Below are 22,199 nucleotides of genomic sequence, written 5' to 3'. Positions count from 1 at the left end.
CCAACCGAGCGCACTCCCATCAAAAACATGCCCGCCCCGGCAGTCACCGGGACGGGCAAAAGCAATCCGAACAACGCAAGGAAATCAGAATTCCTTGCCGATTTTCAGCGAGACGTAGTGTCCCTCGATATCGCTGCTGAGGCGGGCTTCGTAGTCGAGCACCGCGTTCCAGCCGCTCTGGCAATAGAAGCCGAGGCCAGCACCGAGCACTGCCACATCCTCGGCAGGCTGGCCCAGCGGAATGCCGAAGATGGTGTTGCCATCCTCGAACTCATGCTCCCACGCACCGCGCACCTGCGGCACCAGCGTGCCGTGGCTCAGGGCGATCGGGAAGGAGAGCTGGTAGCCGAGCGTGCTGACCAGCGAGTCGATGTCCTGCTCCGGGAAGAAGCCACCGCCGGCACCGATTTCGTTGTAGGAGTCGATCGTGCCAGTGATCCAGCGCAGGCCGGCGTACGGGCCATGAACCAACTTGGCGGAACCCAGGTTGATACCGGTGGTGAATTCGACCTCGTCGGTGTCAGCTTCCGGCGAAGCACTGGTGAAGCCACCGCCGGTCAGGCGATGGATGTCGAAATCGTTGAAACCATGCGAATACATCAGGTCCGCCCAGTAGTCGGCAGAGCCAAAGGCATCCGCCTTGTAGAAGGAGACGTAGGGAGTGATCGAAAAGGTATCGATGTCGCTGGTACCGGCGAAGGCCATGTCCGCATCGGTATTCGCATAGCCGAGGGCGAGGCCAGCGCTCCAGTTTTCGGTGAAGTGACGCTCGATGCCGATGTTGCCGCCGAAGATGTCGACGTCAGTGCTTGGGTGCACCGGCAGCAATCCGCCATTCGGACCGCCCACGATTCCGGGGATGAAGCCCAGTTGGGCGGCCTGCTCCTCGTTGTAGTAGTAGAGCGAGCCATAGACTTCCCAGCAGCGCAGGCTGCTGACAGTCCGGGTGATCGGGCTCTTGGCCATGCCACCCTTGGGATCGGCGGCAGCGGCTTCGGATTGCACTGTCTCTTCCATCGGGCGAATGCCCGCGCGCATCGCGAACAGGCGGTCACCCACATCGCGGGTGGTGGTCCGTGCGGTGGTCAGCGCCGCATTTCCGATACCGGAAGCGAGGAGGAGCCCGGTGTCGAAGTCGGGCTCTGGTGGTCCCTTGCCCGCATGTGCCAACGGCGTGGCCGCGGCGAGTGCCAGCAAGACACTGCACAGGAATTTGGAGGAGTCGTTGTGTTTCATGGTTGTGCGAATGGGATCGGGCTTTCCCGACCATCCGCTTTCTAGCAGCTTCAAACGTCACGGCAAGCCTGACCTTTGACACCTACCCGCGCAAAACCGCCCGCGCGGCGATGACCGGAGCGGGCGGAGATCAATCAATTCTGAAACTCCGGAAACTCGGACCACTTCCTCACGGGACCCGCGGGAACTTCGAAAAGTCCGGCTTCCGCTTCTCGACGAAGGCCTGTTTGCCCTCCTTCGCCTCCTCGCTCATGTAATAGAGCAGCGTGGCATTTCCGGCCAAATCCAGCAGGCCCATCTGGCCATCGCAGTCGGCATTCAGCGCGGACTTCAGGCAGCGCAGCGCCAGCGGCGAGTGCTGGAGCATCTCCCGGCACCACTGGAGCGTTTCCTTTTCCAGATCGGCGAGCGGCACCACGGTATTCACCAGGCCCATGTCCAGCGCCTGCTGTGCATCATACTGGCGGCACAGGTACCAGATCTCGCGGGCCTTCTTCTGGCCGACGATGCGGGCGAGGTAACTGGAGCCGAGGCCGCCATCGAACGAGCCCACCTTCGGACCGGTCTGGCCGAAGCGGGCATTGTCCGCGGCGATCGTCAGATCGCAGACCACGTGCAAGACGTGGCCGCCGCCGATCGCATAACCCGCCACCATCGCCACCACCGGCTTCGGCAAGCCGCGGATCTTCTTCTGGAGATCCAGCACGTTGAGGCGCGGCACCCCATCGTCGCCGACATAGCCGGCATGGCCGCGGACCTTCTGGTCGCCGCCGGAGCAAAAGGCATCCGGCCCCTCGCCCGTGAGAATGATGACACCCACCTGCGGGTCCTGATGCGCCATCTCGAAGGCCTGCAGCAGCTCATTGACCGTCTGCGGGCGGAAGGCGTTCCGCACCTCCGGGCGATTGATCGTGATCTTGGCGATCTGACCTTCGTCGGTCGTCTCGTAACGGATGTCCTGGAATTCGCAAACGGGGCTCCACATGGCGGCGGAGTCTTGGCTCAGGAACCCACCCGCTCAAGAAATTCCCCGACCCGCTGCTGGAACGCCGCCGGCGCATCCCACGGCACCCGGTGCCCCGCGCCCGGCGCCACCCACAGCTCGCCGTCTTTCAAAGACCGCACCGCCCGCTCGCCCAGCGCCGTGAATTTCCCATCCCGCTCCCCCGTGCACCACAGCACCGGACAGCCGATCTCTCCGAGCCTCCCCCACAGCGGCTCCTGCGCCCCCAGCGACCAATCGATAAAGCTCCGCGCCACCTCCCGCCGGAAATGCGCGGACAGTCCCTGCCTCCGATCCGAGGCCGCCAGCACCGGCTGCGCATTCCACGCCTCCAGAAAATCCGCCCACTCCCCGGACAACGCCCGACTAGCCCACTCCGCATCGCCTTCCCGTCGCGCAGCACGTTCCACCTCCGACTCCAGCCCCGGATTTGGCGCGACCAACACTGCCGCATCCCAAGGCCCGCCATTCAACAGCGCATGCAAGCCCAGCCGCGCCCCCATCGAGTAGCCAATGAGCACCTGCTTCCCCTCCACCGCCCGCGCCTCCTCATTCAGCGCCCGCCCGAACTCCGGCATCGTCATCGGGCAACAGGCGAGGAAACGCCACAAGTCCACCCGCTTCACGGCCCAGCCCGGCACGGCGAACCCCTGCCAGTCCGCCGCCTGGCCGACCGCCCCGTGCAGGCACCATAGCGTTCCCTTCACGCCCGCCGTTCTAACGCGAAGCCCGCACCCGGCGGAAGACTTTCAATCCGCTCGCCGCCGCGATTTCGCCCGCTAGGCTCGCCGCCATGAACCGCCGCCTGCTCCTTTCCTGCCTGCTCGCCACCGGCCTGCTGCCATCCTGCGGGCTGATCAAGCTCCCCTTCCGCGTCGTGGGGGCCGCTGCCGACGTCGGCAAGGCCGGCTACAAAAGCACGAAGAAAGCCTTCAGCAAAAGCGACGAGGAAAAGGCCAAGGAGAAGAAGGAAAAGGAAGAGAAGGCCAAGAAGGAGGCCGATGAGGACAAGGCCAAGCGCGCCGCCGAGATCAACCGCCACTCCGACGCAACCCAGCAACAGCGCCAGCACCTCGACCAGCCGGCAACCTCACCCACCCAGACCGGCGATACCTTGCCACCACTTCCCCCGGACAGCCCTCCGCTCCCAAAGGACGCACCGCTTCCCTATCAGGGGCAGTGAGCCATCGTTCAGCCTCCGGAATATTGGATGTAAGCCTTGGAGAAATCCTCGCTGACCGAAATTTCACAACGAGGGGAATCAGCTACTCCCGGAGTTGGCTCCCACTCCCAGCGGTGCTTTGTCTCGAAGCGAGGAACCTCGGGAAAAAAATAGAAACCCGCCGGCTTGGATGAAGGGGCCGCTCGAATCTTCGTTTTAAGGATCGAAGGCGTCACAACTTCCTCATAGGGGCGGACCGCTAGCAAGCACCGCATATCCGCAGGATCGATCTCGAAGTAGGAATCCACTAGGTAGTCGGTCCAATTGTCGACCCTGACCCGTTCGTGTTTCAGCGAGCCGGGCAGTCGCTTCACGCCCAACGCCACTTCCAGATCGCGCTTCGGAGAGAATAGATAGAGCAACCCGACGGCTCCCAGCAGGGCGATCCCAACGACGATCCAACGCTTCTTCACTCTCCTCCGCAAAACCAGCATCGCTACTTCAAAGCCGCTGGCTTCCGCTTCCGTCGCAACCTTCTTTCAGAAGGCGAGAAGACCCGCCTACTTCGGCGTAACCACCTCCTGGCGTCCGTCCTTGTTCGTCAGCTTCACCGTGCTGCCCGAGCCTTCGGCGAGAAGTTGAATGCCGCTCCACTCCCTGCGCTCGGAATCTCCGCCGAGACTGATTGCCGAGCCATCCACCGACCCGCCGATTTTCACGACCGGCCGTCCATTCGGATCGATCAACCGGAACAACGCTCCTTCCGGATAGCTCTTCCCATCGGGCATCGTCGTTGGCGTGGTCACGAGGATCTGCGAACGCACTCTCCCCTGCTCATCGACGATCTCCAAAGAGCGCGCTCGCAACACAGGCACCACGCCCTGCCCTGCCGCCGCAGGACGCAGACGGATCAGAATGAAGACGAGCAGGACTAAGTTGATAGCTGTGAGCGCGAGCGCGATGCGTTGGGTTTTCATGGCTTGTTCTTCAATTCTACCAGCCCGAGCAAACTCCCGCTCATCAGAAATTCAAATTTCAGCCATCAACCTCCATCCGCTGGATCAGGCCACCCTCCAAGGTGAACCGATGCCTCACCCGCTCATCAGCCAGCACGCTGCCGTTCAAATCGCGAACCACCTGCTGCACCTCCACCAGGATGCTCCCGTCATCCTGCGGATGAAAAGCGACCGGCTCCACATGCGGATCGATCTCGCTCCACTGCTCGGTCCAATAAGCACGGACTTCCTCCGGACCACGGACAAACCCGCCCTTGAACGCTCGCGGCCAGGCCACGTCGGAAGTCATGAGGGCAAGCGCGGCATCAATGTCACGCGCATTGAAAGCCACATAAGCGGCGAGGAGCAGTTCCTTTTCAGGCAAGAGGGAATCAGGCATGGGATGGATCGCCTTTTCACGCCAAAGCACCCAGATCTCACCAGCAATTTTTGCGTAATTCCTTATCGGCCCCGCCTCACCAAACCATCGGCGGAACTCGTCATGCACCACCGCGAGGACATCCGCCTCGGATTTGCACTCGGGAAGTCGCGGTAGAATGGTCCGCGCCTCAGGATCATACTCGTCGCCATTCGACTCGAAATTGATCCCGATCGGATCGTGCCGGAAAAGCAACGCGCTGACTTCATCGAAGAGCGTGCCATACTTCTTCCGAAGTTCTTCCTGTGCGATTTCTCCTGGAGTCATCTTATTCTGTCAAACGTGCCAAACCGCGGCTGCATGGAGAAGCGGGCTTCCTCAGGGACGAGTCTCCTCCTCGATGATCGGCAGCAAGCGCGAGTCTTCCAAAGCCGCGACGCGATGCCCCATCCCCGCGAGATAGGCCTCGTTCGAGGCGAACTCCAGAAAGGAAGCCATGCTGGATTGGCGCACCAGCATCACCGCATCCCATCGTTCCTCACTCGGCCCGATCAGGAACTCACCGCCACGGCCGAAGAAGACAATCTCACCACCGGACTTCTCCAGATGCGGCAGCGTGTGCTCCATGTAGAGGCGGTAGGCTTCTTCTCCCGTGATCGGCGAGGCCGGCGCGAGATCCGGTGCAGCCGAGTAATCCGCAATCGCGCGAAAGCGCAGCAGATTCAGCATCACGACACTTCCAGAAATCTGGCGGGAGAAAAACGCGCGGCCCGACTCCTGGGTCGGCTCTAGGTAGGCTTTGGTAAGCATGGTCGGTTTCGCAGGCACACAATTCCCACGTGGATCAACCCCGGTGAAACCCGCCTTCAAGTCATCGCCAAAATTGAAACCAAACGATCACTTCCCCGAACGGATCCATAGCGCATCGTTCATGAACGCCTTCGCATAGCCATAAGGCATCGCGCGGTCCTCACCACTTCCAGAATCCCGGATCAGGAAAACCCCGCCGCCCGGCTGCGCCGCATCATCACGGTAGCCGACTAACAGCACGCTGTGCCCATCGAACACCTCGTCCGCCCCGCACACCTGGAGCACCCCGTCTTTCCAAGCCGCATGATTCGGCCAACGAAACCCGCCACATACCGGCCAACCCGCATTCAGCGTCCCCTTGATCGATGCGAGCTCCTCTTCGCTCAATCCCGTCTTCGGATTCCACGCCTTGAGCCAATGCTCGGAAAGCCCCAGCGCCATCGTCTCTTTGGCAAAAGCCGCCGCCTTCTCATCCGGCTTCCGCTCCGCATCGAACTTCCTCCCATACGGCATCTCGTCCTCCGCACACACCCCGTGCCGCGCGAAGCCCTTCCACATGTCCGAGAAAAATCCACCGTCCCGCGCCTTCTCCCGCTCCTGATTCGCCGCCCAGTTCACGTAATCCACGCTCAACCGCGCTCCCTTCTTCCGCGCCTTCCCCAAGGCGAATTCCAGTCCGCCCGTAAAGGTGAAGACCGAGCAAGTCGGCCGCCCGCCCTGAGATCGCGGCCCCAGATCCCATGCCTTCATCTGCGGCCGTAAATCCGCTTCCGCAGGAAGTTCCGCCGCCCTTGCCCCGGAAATCCACCCGATCAGTGCGGAAAGGACGACGAAGCGAATCCATGAGTAGCGCGGCAACATCATTCCGCCATACGTCCGGACGATGCGGCGGGTTTCATTCTTGATCGTGCGAATCTCTCCGGCGTGTCCTGTCGCGATCCCGGCTCAAGGTGAATTCCTCGCAGGGTTCCCAGCATCCGACATCGTCAGGAAATGACGGTGTTCTTGGCCAAGGTCTTGAACCTTTCCCCATCCTCTTGGACGACCGTGATCGTAACGAATCCCGACTTGCTGGTCTTGATGTCTGCCACGATCCCGGACTTCCCGGCATGCGTGCCGGCTACAACCCGGCAATGGGCACCATCCTTCAGGTTCGCCGGTGGATTGTCTTTTGGATTCATGGTGAGTTCAAGTTGGTGGCGATCGCACTTCAGCGGTGGGGACAACCCGGCCAGCAGCACGGCCTGCGCATGCCGCCCTGCATCTTGTCGATGCCCACCTTGATCCGCCGCTCCCGGGTGGCTTCCTGCTTGGGCGACGTCACCCAGCAAATCCACTCGTTTCGTGCCAGCGGCGTGATATCGCACCACAAGCTTTTGGCTTTGGCATTCGCCTCGATGGCCTTCCGGAAATCTGCCGGCAGTGAATGGACCGTGCCGTCCCCAAGCTCTTGCGTGCTCATGCTTTGAGAGGTTGGATAGACTATTCCTTCGCCTCCCTCAAGGCGCGCAGCCGCTTGGGTGCCTTGTGGCTCCACGCCTGTTCCAGCAGCGCATGGACTTCCACCGCTTTCGCCGCCGGCAGGATCACCCGCAGACCGACGACGCGCTTGCCCCAATGAAGCTCCTCAAGAAAGTCCGACCCTCGGGCAAGCGCCGCCTCGCGGAACTCCTCCGGGACGAAGACATGGAGGTATTCGCTCTCCGGCGGAGCCGAGGCGAAAATCTTCCCGCCGACCCGGAACGAGGTGAAATCAAAGTGCGGCTCCTCCGTCGCTTCCGGAAGCGACAGCGCGAACTTACGGGCTTCTTGGAGGGTCATGAGAATCGAGATTCAGGGGTCAGGCGGCGTCAACAATTGCTCCACGATGCGGAGCCGCCGGACCACCAGCTCATCAATCTCCAGCCGCCGGATCCGAGCCCGCCCGATCACCAAACGGCCAATGGCAACCGCCCCGATCGCCAAAGCCCCCACCGCCACCGCCCCGAGCACCGCCGTTCCAATGGCATAGGCTCCCGTAGCACTCGCTCCAATCGCACGCGCACCGACGCGCACACCGTATTCGCGCGACAAAGGTTTGGAGCAATACCTCATGATGGTCGTTTGTTAGGGGCTGTGTGGACAAATGGAATCGAAGTCCCGATCCCGCCAAGTCTCCAAGGCAACGGCCTCTATCAATCACCTCTCTCAAGCGGCAGCAAGAACTCAGCGGGATCACTTCGCTATCGGCGAGCACCCACCTCGGAGACCGGCCCCTGAATTCAACCAAGCCCCCTCGGCTCATACCGCATCGCCACCGCCGCCGATCCTGACTCCGGCCGGCCCACGAGCTTGACGCCCGTCAGCAGCTGCGACTATGGCTTCATGCTATCGAACAAGGAGAACGGCGAAAGCCGTCGAGGCCTACAGGATACCACCATGCCCGCTCGCAAGATAGACGAGACCCCCAAGCCCGCAGTCCGGAAAGCGGCCAGGCGCACGGCGACACAAGGCCAAGCCGCGACGGCGCTGCCGGAGTCCATGACCACCGGCAAGGCAAGCTCCGCGAAGGCGGCAGCCGGTGACAAACCGGTCTTCGCCTACATCGCCAGCCTGCCGCAGCCACAGCGCGGCATCGCCGAAAGCATCGATGCCCTAGCGGCCAAGACGCTGCCGAATCTGGAGCGTTCCGTGAAGTGGGGCATGGCCTACTATGGCGTCGGCGATGGCTGGTGCTTCTCCTGCGGCGGCTTCGCCAGTCACGTCAAACTCATGTTCATCAACGGCGAGGCTCTCAAGCCAGTGCCGCCGGTGACACCGGTGGCGATGGGCAAGGCCACGCGCGGCGTGGAGCTTCAAACCTTGGACGACCTAGACGAGCGCCAGATCGCGGAGTGGATGAAACAAGTCACCTCCGTGCCCGGTCTCGGAGGCAAGAAGCGCTAGGTCCGAAGTCGGCCGCCGAGCCAAATGGCACCAATCACTTCTCGCTGACGGCGGCAAGGCCATCACGAGATCTCCTCAATCGCCAGCGGCCGATCATGTATCGTAGCCCAAAAGGTAAAGGACGCCGCTCTCCCGGTCATATCCGAACCAGTATCCTTCCCGGGTCGACTTCCAAAGAAGACCCTCCACCGAACGAAGCGACGTAACGTCCCACCACTCGGGAATCTTCAGTCCCTTCGGCCCTTGTGGGGACGACGTTCCAAATCCTCGTGGGCACAGCTTCAAATCATCCCCATCATCCAGCTTCACGCCCTCTGCCTTGCTGGCCAGGACCGCCCGCTGGAGATCGGCGAATTGCTCCGGGGAAAGCCGGATGCGATACAGGCTGGTGTGGTCTTGAAATCCCTCGATCCACACCTTCTCGAGACCGTTCCCAGGCAGCCCGGCCCAATGGAAGTGCGACTCAAGCTGTTGCCGGAGCCACGCCTCCGTCTCCCGCGGCGGATACTCCTTTCCAGACACTGTTAGGACCGCCTCGTGGTTGAACCACACCAGGAAGCCTCCAGCTCCTGCCAGCAAGGCAATCACGAGGACCAGACATCCCCATCGAATCGGTCGCGCACCTTCCATGCTCCCCTAGAAACCCGCCCAACGAAAAAACACCCGCCGGTTTCCCGGCGGGTGTCTTCAGAATCTCGATCGGGTCGAATCCCAGCCGATTACTCGGCGTCGGCTTCGGCCTTGGCCTTTTTGGTGGCCTTCTTCTTCGCAGGCTTGGCAGCGGCCTCTTCAGCAGCAGGAGCCTCTTCCACGACCGGAGCCGGTTCAGCGGCGACGGCGGCGGGAGCCTCAGCGGCTTCTTCCACGATCGGCTGATCCACCCACTCGATGACGGCCATCGGAGCGGAGTCGGTCATGCGGGCGCCGAGCTTGGTGATACGGCAGTAGCCGCCCTGACGGTCCTTCGAGAGAGGAGCCACTTCATTGAAGAGCTTCTTCACGGTGTCCTTCTGGCGGAGGAATGCGACAGCCTGGCGGATGGCGTGGAGATCTCCACGCTTGCCGAGGCCGATCATCTTCTCAGCGACCGGGCGCAGGGCCTTGGCCTTGGCGAGCGTGGTGCGGATGCGGCCGTGCTCAATCAGGCTGCAGGCGAGGTTTGCAAGCAGCGAGCGCCGGTGGGCGGCGGTGCGCTTGAGCTTGGTGGTATTGCGGCGATGTCTCATCGGGTGCGGTCCCTTTCTTAATTAGTCGTCGAGGTTCTGGGCGATCAGGTCGGCAAGGCCCACTGGGGCTTCTTCCTCGACACCGAGACGCGGGCCGCGAACGGCCGGCACCGGGCCGGAGAGGAGGGACGGATCGAGGGACATTCCGAGGCCGAGGCCGAGTTCGGAAAGCTTGTCCTTGATCTCGTTAAGCGACTTCTTGCCGAAGTTGCGGTACTTGAGCATCTCCGCTTCCGACTTCATGGCCAGCTGGCCGACGGACGTGATGTTCGCGTTGTTGAGGCAGTTGGCGGCACGGACCGAAAGCTCGATCTCGTTGACGCTCATGTTGAGAAGCTTCTTGAGAGCGGCGTTCTCTTCGTTGGATTCGGTCGGCGCTTCTTCGAAGTCCACGGCGTTCTCGTCATAGTTGACGAACACGTCGAGGTGGTGGCGAAGAATTGCGGAAGCTTGGAGCAGCGCATCCTGCGGGGTGATGCGGCCGTCGGTCCAGATATCGAGCACCAGCTTGTCGTAGTCGGTCATCTGGCCGACGCGGGTGGTGTCGACCGCGTACTTCACGCGGGTGACCGGGGAGAAGATCGAGTCGATGGCGATGACGCCGATCGGCTGGTCCTTGCGCTTGTTCTCGTCGCCGGTGGAGAAACCACGGCCGACGCGGACTTCGAACTCGCAGTCGAACTTCACCTTCTTGTCGAGGGTGCAGATGACCTGGTCTTTATTAACCACGTCGTAGAGGTTGTCGCCCTGGATGTCACCGGCGGTGACCACGCCTTCCTTCTCCACCTTGATGGTGAGGATGCGGGGCTCCTTGTCGTTGTGGGCGAATTTGACCTTCTTCAGGTTCAGGATGATGTCGGTGACATCTTCCACCACGCCCGGGAGGCTGGAGAATTCATGCTGCACGCCGGCGATGCGGACGGAAGTGATGGCGGCGCCTTCGAGGGAGCCGAGCAGCACGCGGCGGAGCGAGTTGCCAAGGGTGTGCCCGTAGCCGCGCTCGAAAGGCTCGGCGGTGAACTGGGCAAACGTCTCAGTGGCGGTGTCCTCGTGCTTGACGAGGCGGTTCGGGAGCTCGAAACGAGCAAGTTTGGTGGCTGACATGTCGTATTTGGTGGCCGGGTTACCCTCCCGCGAGCGGGTCACGTCGCGGTTGCGGCGTGGCTGGAGGACCTACGGCGGCTTGTCGGGGCTCGCGCGGGCGGGGACTTAAGGAGAAGCCCCCGCCATTGGCAACGAATTTTTTTAATACGCGGAAACCCCGTAAAACCGCGTAGTTAGGGCGTTTTTCACGGTCTCTAACATTTCTCAAACAAAAATGGAGTGGCCATGAGGGCAAATCGGTGGAATGCTTTCACATGAATGCTCTCGAAACAGCCCCCGCAATGAAATCGAAGCGTAACCTGACTCGATTCACCTACGAGAACACCGCATTCCAAGGCTGGCGGCTTTGCCTGAGCCGCGGAGGTGTTACCTTCACGAAGTATTTTTCGGACAAACACTACGGTGGTGGCCGAAAAGCACTGGATGCAGCCGAGGATACCCTGGAGCAGCTGAAAGGGCTCCTGGACGGTTCTAAAAAGGTGAACGGCCGCCTTAGCAACGTCACCGTCAAGAAGGCGGAGAAGTTGCTGGGAACGCCGTAACGCATCAGACGCTTGCGTAGACGGAGGGTCCGGCTTTGTTAGCCCGGATGGCTCCCCCGTACCGCCTTGCGATCCACTGGTTCCGCCGCGATCTCCGGATCTCCGACAATACGGCTCTGTACCATGCGGCAGCCGCCGCCGGAGCTGTGGTCCCAGTCTACGTCCTGAGCGATTGGAAGAAGCGCCACCTGTGGACGGGGGAAAAACGGCAGATTTTCCTGTGCCGCTGCCTTGAATCGCTGGGGAAGGATTTGGAATCGATCGGCGGGCGGCTGATCTTCCGGAGCGGTTCTGCCGAGGCGGAGTTGGAAAATTTAGTAAAGAAGACCGGAGCGGACGCCATTTTTTACAACCGCGACCCCGATCCCTTCGGCCGGGAGGCGGAAAAGAGGGTCGAGGCCATGGCCGCCCGGCTTGGAATCGCCTGTCATGGCCACCACGACGTCACCCTTCACGGCCCGGAAGAAGTCCTGACGAAGGAGGGCAAGCCCTACCGGGTCTACACCCCCTATTCGAGAAACTGGCTTTCCTTGGAAAAGCCGGCTCCCCTGCCCAAGCCGAAGGCGCTCCACACTCCCGCCAAGATCCCCTCGCTCCCCCTGCCCGGCAATTCCCACTGGGGCTGGAAGAATCCCGACGCGGATCTGGTCGAAGCCGGCGAACACGCCGCGCACCAGCGCCTGAAGACCGCCATTTCCAAGCGGCTCGCCACCTACGGCGAGACCCGCGACATCCCCTCCGTCCCCGGCACCTCCCGCCTGTCCCAGGATCTCCGCTTCGGCCTGCTCTCGCCTCGGACCATCTACGCCGAGACCTCCAAGGCCATGGCGAAATCCAAATCCGCCTCGGCGCGATCCGGCATGGAGAAGTTCATCAAGGAGCTCGCCTGGCGGGAATTCTACATGGCCCTCCTCTGGCATTTCCCGAACGTGCTTCATGAGGAGTTCAATCCCGACTGGCGCGGCCTCTGGTGGGCGGAGCCGGACGAGAACTTCGAGGCGTGGAAGGAGGGCCGCACCGGCTTCCCCATCGTCGACGCCGGCATGCGCGAACTCCTCGCCACTGGATTCATGCACAATCGCGTCCGCATGATCACCGCAATGTTCCTCACCAAGGACCTCCACATCGATTGGCGGCTCGGCGAGCAGCACTTCATGCAGCACCTCATCGACGGCGAGATCGCCTCGAACAACGGCGGCTGGCAATGGAGCGCCGGCACCGGAGCCGACGCCGCGCCCTACTTCCGCATCCAAAACCCCTGGTCGCAGGCCAAGCGCTACGATCCCGACGGCATCTACACCAAACGCTGGATCCCCGAGCTGGCAAAAGTGCCCGCGGAAAAACTGTTAGCCCCACCCAAGGACGGCCAGCCCATCGCCCCGGGCTACCCGGTGCCCTGCGTCGATCACTCCGCCGAGCGCGACCGCACGCTCGCGATCTTCAAGAAGCACCGGCGGCGGTGAAGGGTATCTTGCCCCCTGATCTTGCTGCCGCTAGCCTCGATCATTCGCTCTAACATGATCGCCCTCAGCGAAGCATCACCCCAGGTTCCCGACTCCGCCAGTTTGAGGGACATCACCCTCGCCACCGAAGCGGCGCGTTTCGCCGGATGGCAGGTGTATTCCATCCCTCAGGATCTACCCGAGGGCGTCAGCGCGGACGACGCGATGTGGCACATCCCTCGCCAGCCCGAAATCGTTCCCGGAGTGTGGATCGGCTACATTCCGCTGCCGTCCCACTACGAGCAAATCTACGAAGCCGCGCTGAGCCGCAATATCCGCCTGCTCAATTCACCGGGCCAATACCGCCGGGCGGAAGAGTTCGACCGCTTCTATCCCTTCATCGAGGATCTCACCGCGGAGAGCCGGTGCGTTTCTAGCATGGCCGAGTGTGAGGAAGCCGCGCAACAGCTTGGCTATCCGGTCTTCCTCAAAGGCACCATCCAATCGCATAAGGCGAAAGGCATCGGATCTTGTGTGGCGCACGACGCTGAACAGCTCGCCACCATCGCCACCGCCTTGCTATCCAGCCATCGGCGCTCGCTGGGAACGGTCATCGTGCGAAAGCTTCTGGATCTGCGCTACAGCCGGATCGGCCCCGGGGGATTTCCCTTCGGACGCGAGTATCGCGTTTTCGTCCATGCCGGCCACGTCGTGGGACTCGGCTACTATTGGGAAGGCGAGGATGAACTGGCCTCACTCGATGCGTCCGAACGCGACCAAGTCACCCGCCTCGCCCTTGAAGCGTTCCGTCGGCTGGAAGTCCCCTACCTCACGGTGGACATCGGCCAGACCAAGCAAGGCGATTGGAGGGTGATTGAGGTGGGCGACGGGCAATTCTCCGGCTTGAGCCAGATCCCGGTTCACCAGCTATGGGCGCGGCTGACCGAAGTGGTGCGCTCAGCCTAGGGCCCGCTCACTTCGCCTGCGAAATCAGCCGGTCCGCCAGGCTCTTCAAATCACTCGCCGGAATCGCAAACGTCTCGGCGCGATTCGCGCGGGCGATGTTCATTCCGAGGCAACGGCCGTCGAGATCCAGCACCGGGCCGCCGATCCGCTGGCGGTCCGCAATGATATCGTGCTGAATGACCCGCGGGAAACCACTGCGGCGCTCGGAGAAACGGCCGCTCATCATGTCATTCCGGCTCATCTCATCCGGGTTGTCGCCGAAGACATCCACGCGTCCCTTCAGCTCGATCTTCATCTCCATCGTCTTGCCCGCGCGCTCGACGGTCAGGGTGACCTGATCGCCCACGTGGTGCTTGCCGATGATATCGCCCAGCACTTCCGCGCTGGCGATCTCCTCGCCATCGGCCCGCAGGAGCACATCATCCTTCTCAACGCCAGCAGTCGCGGCACCGCTCTTTTCAGCGACCTGGGTGACGACGAGCTTCTTGCTCTTTTCCTCGAAGGCGACGCCGAGCACCGGTCCTCCCTCGTGGGGAATCTCACGGGCAGTGGCGGCGATGATACCGATCTGCACGCGGCGGTGGATCCGCGTGGTCGCGCCATTGGCGATCACCCACGTGCCACGGGCAGGATCAGGCTGATCGAGCGCCAGGGAAACCGGCTTGAGGTCCGAAGCCGGGATCTTCAGCAGCGTCACGTCCCAGGTAGGATCGGTGGAAACCAGTTCTGGATCGGGATAAACTTTTTCGCCCACGGTGACCGTGATGCCATTCCCATCGCCGATCTCGCTGGCCTTCGTGAGGATGAAGCCATCGGCGGACATCACCGTGCCGTAGGCGATCTCCGTCCGCCCGCGCTGAATCACGGCGCTGCAATCCTGCAGCACCGCGCGCACGGACTCGAAGGTCGCCTGAACGGTCGCGCCGTTCGTGCGGTAGGTCGTTTCGAGCGTCTGCGCCGCCGTGGCCATCCGGGTGGCCAGCAGCACGATGAAGGCGATGGATTTAGCGTTCACCAAGTCGCAGGGTGAGAGTTTCGGTCTTGCCCTCACGGAGCAGTTCGAGGGCCACCCGGTCATCGGGCGCCTTCTCCTTCAGCAAATCCTGGAACTGTTCCTTCGTTTTCAGGTCCACGCCGTCCATCTTGAGCAAGACATCGCCCGCCTTCAGGCCGGCCTTTTCCGCAGGAGATTCCCGGCCCACCTTGTGCACGCTCAGGCCGCCCTCGGCCCGCGGCTCGGTGCCGATCCCCAGGAATCCCTTCCCTTTTTCCGGCCTCTTCGCGAAGGGACCATCGCCGACGAATTCGCTCTTCTGCAGCGCATCCCAGTTCTTCAGGAACTCGCGCACCGGCACGTGCATGTTCTCCTGCGTGCGCTGGCCGACGCGTGAATGGATGCCGATCAGCTTGCCATTCAGGTCGAATAGCGGGCCGCCTGAATCGCCGCCGATCAGCGAGCAATCCGACTGCACCGTGGAATCCTTCACCTGTACCAGCCGGCCGAGGCGCACGTTCACGCCGCGCTCCTTGTCGAAGCCGCCGGAGTGACCGAGCGAATACACCCAGTCGCCGAGCTTCGAGGAATCATCACGGTCGATCTCCACATACGGCCAGGTGCCGTGCTCGGTGATCCGCGCCATCGCGCAGTCGGTGGTGGAAATCACTCCCATCGACTCGGCCTTCACCTTCTTGCCGTCTTCGAAAATCACGGTGAATTCCTTCCCCACCCCGCCGGTCACGTGCGCGGCGGTGAGGATCAGCCCTTCCGGGGACACCACCACCCCGCTGCCGGAGCCGTCGCCGAGGTCGATGCACACCGTCGCCTTGCGAGCCGCAGGCAGGGTGTCCATCAGATGCTTCTGGATCACCTCCAGGTCATGGCGGTTCTCCGGCGCCTTCTTGTCATCGATATAGGGCCGGGCAGCCTCGGCTTGCGTTGAAAACAACAACAGCAAACCGGTGAACGCGCCAAGCAGCAGGCCAGAGGAGTAATCCGTCATTCTGGGAAACACCTCGCAGCTTATACAGAAGGAGCCGCCTCCGCAACTCCGGGGTTCGCGCGGCGCTCTAACACCGCCAGCCATTCCCGTCCTTCCCTGCCGGGATAGGCCCGATCCGGCACCCGCCCGCTTTTCAGCACGAACCACGGGGCAAACAGGGCCTCGATTTCCTCCCGGGAAGCCCCAAACGGCGGGCCTTCCCCGGGATCGCCGGGGTCCCGCGGCGTCAGGAAAAACACGCCGACCAGATGCCCGCCCGTCGGCAGGATTTCCGCCATCGCCTTGGCATACGCCGGGCGCATCGAGGGATCGATTGCGCAGAAACACGTGTGCTCCCACACCGCGTCGAATTCACGCCCGATCCGCCATTCCGCATCGAAGAGATCGCCGTCCACGTAGTCCTCGCGACCGGCCGGAGTTTCGCTGCGGGCCCGCTCCACGGCCGCCGCCGAGAGATCCAGGCCCGTCGCCCCGATTCCACGGCTCGAAAGTTCGCGCACGTCATGCCCGCTACCGCAGCCCGGCACCAGCACCCGCCGGGCGCGGTGCAGCTCCGTGGCGCCGGATTCCAGATACTCGCTGAGCGGCGGCGCGGCGTAGCCCTTGTCCCACGGCGTGTCGCCCTGTCGCCAGCGCTCGTCCCAGTCAGTCATCGCCTCAGAGTCCGAGGTAGTCCGGCACGTCATTCCGCTGCGAGGACGGAGACTGGGTGGTGCTTCCAAAAGAAATCACCGCCCCGATCCCCGCCGCGTGGGCACCACCCATCCGCGGCGCGACTTCAAACACCGGGAAACGATGCCGCGCGCGGCTCCGCACCAGCGCCAGCCCCGCGACCACCGTCAGAATCGCACCCGCCATGATCCCCGCGGGCGGCCCATATTGAGCCCCCAACTCCTTGGCGCGGAGCACGATTTCCGGGGATTCCTTCTTCTCTGCCTCATGGGACTTCGAACGACGCGGCAGTGGTGCCGGCGTCGCCTCCTCGGTCACCAGACCGGCGGCCTTCTCCATCCAGAAAATGCGGATCGAAAGCTGCACGCAGAATGCCTCGAACTGCGCCATCGAGTCCGGCTTTTCCAAGGCCTCTTCCACCGAGCTCGTCAGCGCCCGCCGCTGCTCCGCCGCGGACACCGCGTCACTGAGCTGCGGGCTCACGTAGATGTCCGATTTCTGCGGCGCGCCGAGGTAGTAGTAGACCACTACCGCCGGCTTCCCTTCGGAAAAGAACCGCTCCACGATTTCCTCCTCGCGCACTTCCGAGGGGATCGATTGGTGACCGTCGAAAAGGTAAACGAACAGGTCCACGTGCGAGTCACCCGAGTGGTACTTCAGGAAGCTCTCACGGTCCCGCGTGTCCTTCGTGCCCAGCAGTCCCTGGGGATCGACGAGGAATGACGTGGGCCGCTCGCCGAAGTAAGCATCCCAGTACTTCTCCGGCACATCCGGCGAGGCCTTTTCCTTCTCCACCAGCTCCTCCGGCGTCGGCTGGGGCACTTTCGCGCCGGCCTGTTCCTCCGCGGGATCCTGTCGCAGCAGCGCCAGCCCCGGCACCAGTTCGCCTTTTTCCAGCGCCGTCTTGTCGGCGGGGCTCCACTCCGGCAGCGGTGCCTTCACCGCGCCCGCAGCCAATCCGGCCGAGAGCATCCAAACCAGGCTCTTCATCTTCACGGAATCACCTCCGTCGATTTCACCGGCATCTGCCGATGTCCCTCGCGGATTCTCCGCGCGATCTCCCCGGTGCGCGGCGGCGGTGCCACCTTGCGCTCGAATTTCTCCGGATCACGACGTGCCTGGGCAGCTCGCTTGCGCAGGATTTTCCCCAGCTGCTCGGCAAGCACCACGGTTCCATCCGCAAAGCGTCCTTCGATGAAATAGGCGTGCGCGCGGCTCAGGCAGACGAAGGTATCCTCCTCCGTCAAAAAGGGATCGAGATGATAGCCCCAGGTCAGCGTCGCCGACTTTGATTCGGGATCGATCACCAGCAGGATGCCCGCCTCATTCGGACGGTCCACCGGCACGTCCTCGAAGGCTGCGCGATTCAAAAGCCAGAATCCGAACTGCCGCAGATTTCCCCCGCCCTGCGCCGAGCCGGTGTACACCGCGAAAAACAACTGCGGGAAGCGCCGGGAAAATCCATCGAGCGCCGACTGCACCTTGCCGCGCTCACGGCTGCGCATCAGGCCCGCGACATCCGCCAGCCGGCGCAGCGAGACATTATCCTTCCCATGCCGCGCATCCATTTCCGCGATGCCAAATCCGCAGTGCGGGCACAGACCCGCCCCACGGTGGATCACTTGCACGCAGCGGGGGCACTTCATCTCTCCGTTACCGTAGAAATCCCGCAGTATTTCGTCAAAACGAAATATCAATCAAACCGCATTAGCCTGCGGTTTTGTCGCTCATTCGAAGAACCCACGGTTCTTCTCGATCTCGCGCCGGTTCTTCTTCGTCGGCCGCCCTTGATCGCCTACCAGGCGATGCATCCGGCTCTCCGTCCAAATCTTCCGCTGCTCGATCACCTCCGGCGGCGTGATTTCCTCACACGCCAGCCGTGCCTCCGGCGCCCCCACCCGCTTCTCGATCAGACCAAGCACCCGCACCGTCCGCGTTCCCGGGCCTTCCGACCATGGCAGCTCCAGCAACTCGCCCCCCTTCAACTCCGACGATGGCTTCAGGATCTTCTCCCCACACTTTACCCGGCTCGCCTCGCAAGCCTTCGCCGCCTGACTACGGGTCTTGAAAAGCCGCACCGCCCACAGCCACTTGTCCACACGCACCGCCTCGCTCATGCGGTGAGGAATTGTCCGGAAGTCATGGGGCGAGGCTAGCGGGATGGAGGCGTTCTTCAATCGTTCAATACGAAGGACGTGAGTTCGATCCCGCTTCCGGCGCTTCCGGGATCGATGCCATCATCCTTCCTGACTCCTCTTCGATCGCTTGGTCATCGCTGCTGCCGAAAACACCATCCGGCCCCGCACTACGAAGCTCCCAGCGCCATTCATATTCTTTCGGAGACAGCAGCGAGTAGCGATACGGATTCAGCCAAGCATCACGAGGCAGCTTCTTCATGATTTGAACCCAGCGCTTTGGCTTGGGTCCTGAAGTAGGCACGCTGACAAGAGCGGCCAATCCTTGGGCGGTGGTGGGCGGCTGTCCTGCGTTGATCTGGTAGCTCTTGAGGGCATTCCCAATCGCCAGGAAGTCCATATCCACGCGACTGCAGTGGCAGCTACCGACCGCGAAGAACCTCTCCCTTGCCACATAGGCACAGACCATCGCGCACACACCACTGAACGCAGCCAAACCATAGAATGTGGACTTCCTCATCAGTCGAAGCTCCTTCCACGACGAAAACCCGCCCGACTCCGTTCTTGCCTGCGCATCATCGCTACCAATCAATCTCCTTCGCCCAATCGTCTTCGGTCTGGAGGATTCCATCCTTGCCGGCACTGCTAAGCTCAAAGCTCCGCTTTCCCCTTTCCTCCGAAAGAAGGCGGTAGCGATAGGGATTTCCCCATGGGTCCGTGGGAAGCCTCTTCATGAGTTGAGTCCAACGTCTGGGCTTGGGGCCGGTCTTCGGCTCTTCCACCAACGCCATCAGCCCTTGCTCCGTCGAGGGAAGCCGCCCCGCGTTGATGACGTAGGCCTTGAGAGTGTTTGAAATTACCGCGCTATCAGGAGGCGCGTATGCGAGCTTCGCTCCCTCAGGTCGACCCAAAGTCATGAACCATACCAGTGCCAAGGCACCCATGAGGACAAATGCGCCGACGATTCTCATGAGAAGACTTCACCGGTAGAAAAACCCTCCACCCGCCAAATTGCCTCCCCTTCTTCTGCCTCTCCAATTTCGCCATTTTCGTTCGTTTCGTTGTCGATCATCTTCCCCCGTTAGGCTCCCACACCCCGCACAACCCTTCCCAAGCCCGCAAATCCGTGGCATCGGTCCCCCATGCACGCCGATTTGACGCCCGAACTCCTCAGCCCCGCCGGCAATTGGGACTGCGCCCGCGCCGCCGTGGCCGCCGGGGCGGATGCGATCTACTTCGGCCTGCCCAAGTTCAACGCACGCCTCCGCGCCGACAATTTCACCGAGGAAGACCTCCCCGAGCTGATGGCCTTCCTCCACAAGCACGGCGTGAAGGGTTTCATCGCGATGAACACCCTCATCTTCACCGGCGAGCTCGAAGCCGCGGAACGCCAGCTCCGCCTCATCGCCGATGCCGGTGTAGATGCCCTCATCATCCAGGACCTCGGCCTCGCCAAGATGGCCCGCGAGATCGCGCCAAAGGTCGAGCTCCACGCCTCGACCCAGATGACCATCACCTCGCCCGAGGGACTGCGCTTCATCGAATCCCTCTTCCCCCTCGAACGCGCCGTTCTCGCCCGCGAACTCTCCGTAAAGGAAATCGAGCGCTTCGGCGGCTCACCCTCCACTCCTCTCGAGGTCTTCGTCCACGGCGCCCTCTGCGTCGCCTACTCCGGCCAATGCCTCACCAGCGAGTCACTCGGCCAACGCTCCGCCAACCGCGGCGAATGCGCCCAAGCCTGCCGCATGCCCTACGAGATCGAAGTCGATGGCGAACGGCGCGAACTCGGCGAAGTCCGCTACCTGCTCAGCCCGCAGGACCTCGCCGCCGTCGATCTCATCCCCGATCTCGTCAAAGCCGGCGTGAAGTCCTTCAAGATCGAAGGCCGACTCAAGACACCCGAGTACGTCGCCGCCGTCACCCGCGTCTATCGCAAGGCCCTCGATGCCTGCCTTTCATCTACCATCTCCGATCTGCCATCTCCCATCTCCAGCGACGACCGCTACGAGTTGGAAATGACCTTCTCCCGCGGCCTAACAACCGGCTGGCTCGGCGGCACCAATCATCCCCTGCTCACCCACGGCCGTTTCGGCAAAAAGCGCGGCCCACTCCTCGGCACCATCTCAGCCTGCGGCGGCACCTGGATCGAACTCACCGACCGCACCGCCATCCCCCTCAAGCCCGGCGACGGCGTCGTCTTCGATGCCGGTGAAAACCGCGACCTCGAACAAGGCGCCAAGATCTGGAAAATCGAAGGCCCGCGCATCGTCTTCCACCGCACCTTCAGCGGCATCAATTTCACCCGCCTCCGGCCGGGCCAAACGCTCTACAAGACCTCCGACGAAAAGCTCGAGTCCGACATCCGCCGCTTCTGGCAAAACGCCAAGCTCAGCGAAAAAAAGACGCCTCTCCATCTCACCATCACCGGCAAACCCGGCGAGCCGCTCAAGGTGACGAGCGGCGACTGTGAAGCGATCAGCGAAATGCCGCTCGAACCCGCATCCAAGCGCCCGCTCTCCCAGGAAACCCTCATCGCCCAATTCGGCCGTCTCGGCGACACCCCCTACGAACTCGCCTCCCTCGATTGCCAGCTCGAAGGCAACTGCCACCTCGCCCTCTCCGAACTCAATCGACTCCGCCGCGAACTCGTCGATGCCTTGGATGCCCGGGAAACCGGCACCCAACCCGAAGCCCCACGCTCCACCATCACGGTCCGCGATTTGTTGCCGGCTTCGAACCCACGATCCGACGCCAGCAACCCGCAACTCTCCGTCCTTTGCCGCAGCCTCCCCCAAGTCGAGGCTGCCCTCGATTCCGGCATCGCCACCATCTACTGCGACTTCGAGGACCCGCGCCGCTACAAGGAAGCCGTCGCTCTCAAGTCATCTGCGACTTCCTCGATCTCCCTCGCCACCCCGCGCATCCTCAAGCCGGGAGAAAATGGCTACCTCAAACTCATCGAGCGCGCCGAACCCGACGGCGTCCTCCTCCGCAACCTCGCCGCGCTCGACTACTACAAGGATCGTAGCGACCTCCAGAAAATCGGCGACTTCTCGCTCAATGTCGCCAACCCCATCACCGCGAAGCTGCTCAAGCACGCCGCGAACCTCGACACGCTGACGATCTCCTACGACCTCAATATCGGCCAGGTGATGGACCTCCTCCACGGCGCACCGCCCGAGTGGTTCGAGCTCACGCTCCACCAGCACATGCCGATGTTCCATATGGAGCACTGCGTCTTCTGCACCTTCCTCAGCAAGGGCACCACCTACAAGGACTGCGGCCGCCCCTGCGAAAGCCACGTCGTCCACCTCCGCGACCGCGTCGGCCAGAAGCACCGCCTCATGGCAGACGTCGGCTGCCGCAATACCCTCTTCAATGGCCGCGCCCAGACCGGCGCCCGCTTCTACGATGACCTTCGTACCACGGGCCTCGCGAAGTTCCGCATCGAACTCCTCGACGAAGACGACCTCGGTGCCCTCCGCACCATCTCCGCCTACCAGGACCTCCTCTCCGGCCGCACCGATGCCGCCACGCTGCTCGATAACGTGAAGGCCTTCGAAAAACTCGGCGTCACCGAAGGCACACTCGTCTGACCACGG

The 22,199-nt window shown here is 62.5% G+C and carries 29 protein-coding genes; 6 read left to right on the top strand and 23 right to left on the bottom strand.

What is annotated here, in order from left to right; all coding sequences use genetic code 11:
• Nucleotides 1-84 precede the first annotated feature (84 nt).
• The 3 genes from WKV53_RS11895 to WKV53_RS11885 all read right to left on the bottom strand — a co-directional run bounded on the left by WKV53_RS11895 (nt 85) and on the right by WKV53_RS11885 (nt 2,946).
• Nucleotides 85-1,236: an autotransporter outer membrane beta-barrel domain-containing protein gene (locus WKV53_RS11895; RefSeq protein WP_341404813.1), complete on the bottom strand. Its 1,152-nt coding sequence runs from the start codon at nt 1,234-1,236 to the stop codon at nt 85-87.
• A gap of 169 nt (nt 1,237-1,405) precedes the next feature.
• Nucleotides 1,406-2,221: a 1,4-dihydroxy-2-naphthoyl-CoA synthase gene (gene menB / locus WKV53_RS11890; RefSeq protein ID WP_341404812.1), complete on the bottom strand. Its 816-nt coding sequence runs from the start codon at nt 2,219-2,221 to the stop codon at nt 1,406-1,408.
• A gap of 17 nt (nt 2,222-2,238) precedes the next feature.
• Nucleotides 2,239-2,946 carry an alpha/beta fold hydrolase gene (locus WKV53_RS11885; RefSeq protein ID WP_341404811.1) on the bottom strand — a complete coding sequence of 236 codons (708 nt, stop codon included), beginning with the start codon at nt 2,944-2,946 and terminating at the stop codon, nt 2,239-2,241.
• 86 nt (nt 2,947-3,032) lie between these two features.
• Between WKV53_RS11885 and WKV53_RS11880 the strand changes: the two genes are divergently transcribed.
• A complete protein-coding gene (locus tag WKV53_RS11880) occupies nt 3,033-3,422 on the top strand; it encodes a hypothetical protein (protein WP_341404810.1) in 390 nt (129 codons plus the stop codon).
• A gap of 8 nt (nt 3,423-3,430) precedes the next feature.
• On the opposite strand, the gene WKV53_RS11875 is transcribed toward WKV53_RS11880, so the two are convergent.
• The 9 genes from WKV53_RS11875 to WKV53_RS11835 all read right to left on the bottom strand — a co-directional run bounded on the left by WKV53_RS11875 (nt 3,431) and on the right by WKV53_RS11835 (nt 7,679).
• Complete coding sequence (locus tag WKV53_RS11875) at nt 3,431-3,874, bottom strand: hypothetical protein (protein WP_341404809.1); 444 nt, start codon at nt 3,872-3,874, stop codon at nt 3,431-3,433.
• An 87-nt stretch (nt 3,875-3,961) separates the two neighbouring features.
• Nucleotides 3,962-4,378, bottom strand: coding sequence for a hypothetical protein (locus tag WKV53_RS11870; protein ID WP_341404808.1), 417 nt, complete (start codon nt 4,376-4,378; stop codon nt 3,962-3,964).
• A 58-nt stretch (nt 4,379-4,436) separates the two neighbouring features.
• Complete coding sequence (locus WKV53_RS28620; RefSeq protein ID WP_345789657.1) at nt 4,437-4,796, bottom strand: nuclear transport factor 2 family protein; 360 nt, start codon at nt 4,794-4,796, stop codon at nt 4,437-4,439.
• 357 nt (nt 4,797-5,153) lie between these two features.
• Nucleotides 5,154-5,585 (bottom strand): DUF1330 domain-containing protein, encoded by a 432-nt coding sequence (locus tag WKV53_RS11860; RefSeq protein WP_341404806.1) that lies wholly within the window; start codon nt 5,583-5,585, stop codon nt 5,154-5,156.
• Between the two features lie 87 nt (nt 5,586-5,672).
• Nucleotides 5,673-6,449 carry a C1 family peptidase gene (locus WKV53_RS11855; RefSeq protein ID WP_341404805.1) on the bottom strand — a complete coding sequence of 259 codons (777 nt, stop codon included), beginning with the start codon at nt 6,447-6,449 and terminating at the stop codon, nt 5,673-5,675.
• 122 nt (nt 6,450-6,571) lie between these two features.
• On the bottom strand, nt 6,572-6,766 hold the full coding sequence (locus WKV53_RS11850) for a KOW motif-containing protein (RefSeq protein ID WP_341404804.1): 195 nt from the start codon (nt 6,764-6,766) through the stop codon (nt 6,572-6,574).
• A gap of 29 nt (nt 6,767-6,795) precedes the next feature.
• Nucleotides 6,796-7,047 carry a YdeI/OmpD-associated family protein gene (locus tag WKV53_RS11845; RefSeq protein ID WP_341404803.1) on the bottom strand — a complete coding sequence of 84 codons (252 nt, stop codon included), beginning with the start codon at nt 7,045-7,047 and terminating at the stop codon, nt 6,796-6,798.
• 20 nt (nt 7,048-7,067) lie between these two features.
• Nucleotides 7,068-7,406 (bottom strand): MmcQ/YjbR family DNA-binding protein, encoded by a 339-nt coding sequence (locus tag WKV53_RS11840; protein WP_341404802.1) that lies wholly within the window; start codon nt 7,404-7,406, stop codon nt 7,068-7,070.
• Nucleotides 7,407-7,418: 12 nt separating this feature from the next.
• The gene (locus tag WKV53_RS11835) at nt 7,419-7,679 is read right to left on the bottom strand and encodes a hypothetical protein (RefSeq protein ID WP_341404801.1); all 261 of its coding nucleotides are present in this window, start codon (nt 7,677-7,679) and stop codon (nt 7,419-7,421) included.
• Nucleotides 7,680-8,003: 324 nt separating this feature from the next.
• Here WKV53_RS11835 and WKV53_RS11830 point away from each other — a divergent pair, with 324 nt between their 5' ends.
• Nucleotides 8,004-8,510: a DUF1801 domain-containing protein gene (locus tag WKV53_RS11830; RefSeq protein ID WP_341404800.1), complete on the top strand. Its 507-nt coding sequence runs from the start codon at nt 8,004-8,006 to the stop codon at nt 8,508-8,510.
• A 93-nt stretch (nt 8,511-8,603) separates the two neighbouring features.
• Here the strand turns inward: WKV53_RS11830 and WKV53_RS11825 are convergent, their stop codons facing one another.
• The 3 genes from WKV53_RS11825 to WKV53_RS11815 all read right to left on the bottom strand — a co-directional run bounded on the left by WKV53_RS11825 (nt 8,604) and on the right by WKV53_RS11815 (nt 10,840).
• Complete coding sequence (locus WKV53_RS11825) at nt 8,604-9,098, bottom strand: hypothetical protein (protein ID WP_341404799.1); 495 nt, start codon at nt 9,096-9,098, stop codon at nt 8,604-8,606.
• Nucleotides 9,099-9,229: 131 nt separating this feature from the next.
• Nucleotides 9,230-9,736, bottom strand: coding sequence for a 50S ribosomal protein L17 (gene rplQ / locus WKV53_RS11820; RefSeq protein WP_341404798.1), 507 nt, complete (start codon nt 9,734-9,736; stop codon nt 9,230-9,232).
• Between the two features lie 21 nt (nt 9,737-9,757).
• Nucleotides 9,758-10,840, bottom strand: coding sequence for a DNA-directed RNA polymerase subunit alpha (locus WKV53_RS11815; RefSeq protein ID WP_341404797.1), 1,083 nt, complete (start codon nt 10,838-10,840; stop codon nt 9,758-9,760).
• 254 nt (nt 10,841-11,094) lie between these two features.
• Between WKV53_RS11815 and WKV53_RS11810 the strand changes: the two genes are divergently transcribed.
• Genes WKV53_RS11810 through WKV53_RS11800 form a run of 3 tightly spaced genes read left to right on the top strand, consistent with a single transcriptional unit; the run spans nt 11,095 to nt 13,790 of the window.
• Nucleotides 11,095-11,382, top strand: coding sequence for a hypothetical protein (locus WKV53_RS11810; protein ID WP_341404796.1), 288 nt, complete (start codon nt 11,095-11,097; stop codon nt 11,380-11,382).
• Nucleotides 11,383-11,429: 47 nt separating this feature from the next.
• Nucleotides 11,430-12,845: a cryptochrome/photolyase family protein gene (locus tag WKV53_RS11805; protein WP_341404795.1), complete on the top strand. Its 1,416-nt coding sequence runs from the start codon at nt 11,430-11,432 to the stop codon at nt 12,843-12,845.
• Between the two features lie 21 nt (nt 12,846-12,866).
• Entirely contained in the window at nt 12,867-13,790 is a 924-nt protein-coding gene (locus WKV53_RS11800; RefSeq protein ID WP_341404794.1) for an ATP-grasp domain-containing protein, read from the top strand.
• A gap of 7 nt (nt 13,791-13,797) precedes the next feature.
• On the opposite strand, the gene WKV53_RS11795 is transcribed toward WKV53_RS11800, so the two are convergent.
• From WKV53_RS11795 to WKV53_RS11760, 8 genes are all read right to left on the bottom strand, one after another.
• Complete coding sequence (locus WKV53_RS11795; RefSeq protein WP_341404793.1) at nt 13,798-14,805, bottom strand: S1C family serine protease; 1,008 nt, start codon at nt 14,803-14,805, stop codon at nt 13,798-13,800.
• Nucleotides 14,795-15,790 carry a S1C family serine protease gene (locus tag WKV53_RS11790; protein WP_341404792.1) on the bottom strand — a complete coding sequence of 332 codons (996 nt, stop codon included), beginning with the start codon at nt 15,788-15,790 and terminating at the stop codon, nt 14,795-14,797. The genes WKV53_RS11795 and WKV53_RS11790 overlap by 11 nt, the downstream gene beginning before the upstream one ends.
• A gap of 20 nt (nt 15,791-15,810) precedes the next feature.
• Nucleotides 15,811-16,443: a methyltransferase domain-containing protein gene (locus WKV53_RS11785; RefSeq protein WP_341404791.1), complete on the bottom strand. Its 633-nt coding sequence runs from the start codon at nt 16,441-16,443 to the stop codon at nt 15,811-15,813.
• A gap of 4 nt (nt 16,444-16,447) precedes the next feature.
• Nucleotides 16,448-17,452, bottom strand: coding sequence for a hypothetical protein (locus WKV53_RS11780; RefSeq protein ID WP_341404790.1), 1,005 nt, complete (start codon nt 17,450-17,452; stop codon nt 16,448-16,450).
• A gap of 2 nt (nt 17,453-17,454) precedes the next feature.
• Nucleotides 17,455-18,108, bottom strand: coding sequence for a TPM domain-containing protein (locus WKV53_RS11775; protein ID WP_341404789.1), 654 nt, complete (start codon nt 18,106-18,108; stop codon nt 17,455-17,457).
• Between the two features lie 81 nt (nt 18,109-18,189).
• Nucleotides 18,190-18,579: an RNA-binding S4 domain-containing protein gene (locus WKV53_RS11770; protein WP_341404788.1), complete on the bottom strand. Its 390-nt coding sequence runs from the start codon at nt 18,577-18,579 to the stop codon at nt 18,190-18,192.
• A gap of 64 nt (nt 18,580-18,643) precedes the next feature.
• A complete protein-coding gene (locus tag WKV53_RS11765) occupies nt 18,644-19,117 on the bottom strand; it encodes a type II secretion system protein GspG (protein WP_341404787.1) in 474 nt (157 codons plus the stop codon).
• 61 nt (nt 19,118-19,178) lie between these two features.
• The gene (locus WKV53_RS11760; protein ID WP_341404786.1) at nt 19,179-19,568 is read right to left on the bottom strand and encodes a type II secretion system protein GspG; all 390 of its coding nucleotides are present in this window, start codon (nt 19,566-19,568) and stop codon (nt 19,179-19,181) included.
• A gap of 171 nt (nt 19,569-19,739) precedes the next feature.
• Here WKV53_RS11760 and WKV53_RS11755 point away from each other — a divergent pair, with 171 nt between their 5' ends.
• Nucleotides 19,740-22,193 carry a peptidase U32 family protein gene (locus WKV53_RS11755; protein WP_341404785.1) on the top strand — a complete coding sequence of 818 codons (2,454 nt, stop codon included), beginning with the start codon at nt 19,740-19,742 and terminating at the stop codon, nt 22,191-22,193.
• Nucleotides 22,194-22,199 lie beyond the last annotated feature (6 nt).

This window comes from Luteolibacter sp. Y139 (genome assembly GCF_038066715.1).
GTDB lineage: Bacteria > Verrucomicrobiota > Verrucomicrobiia > Verrucomicrobiales > Akkermansiaceae > Haloferula > Haloferula soli.
This window is presented reverse-complemented; position numbering and strand designations above follow the sequence as displayed.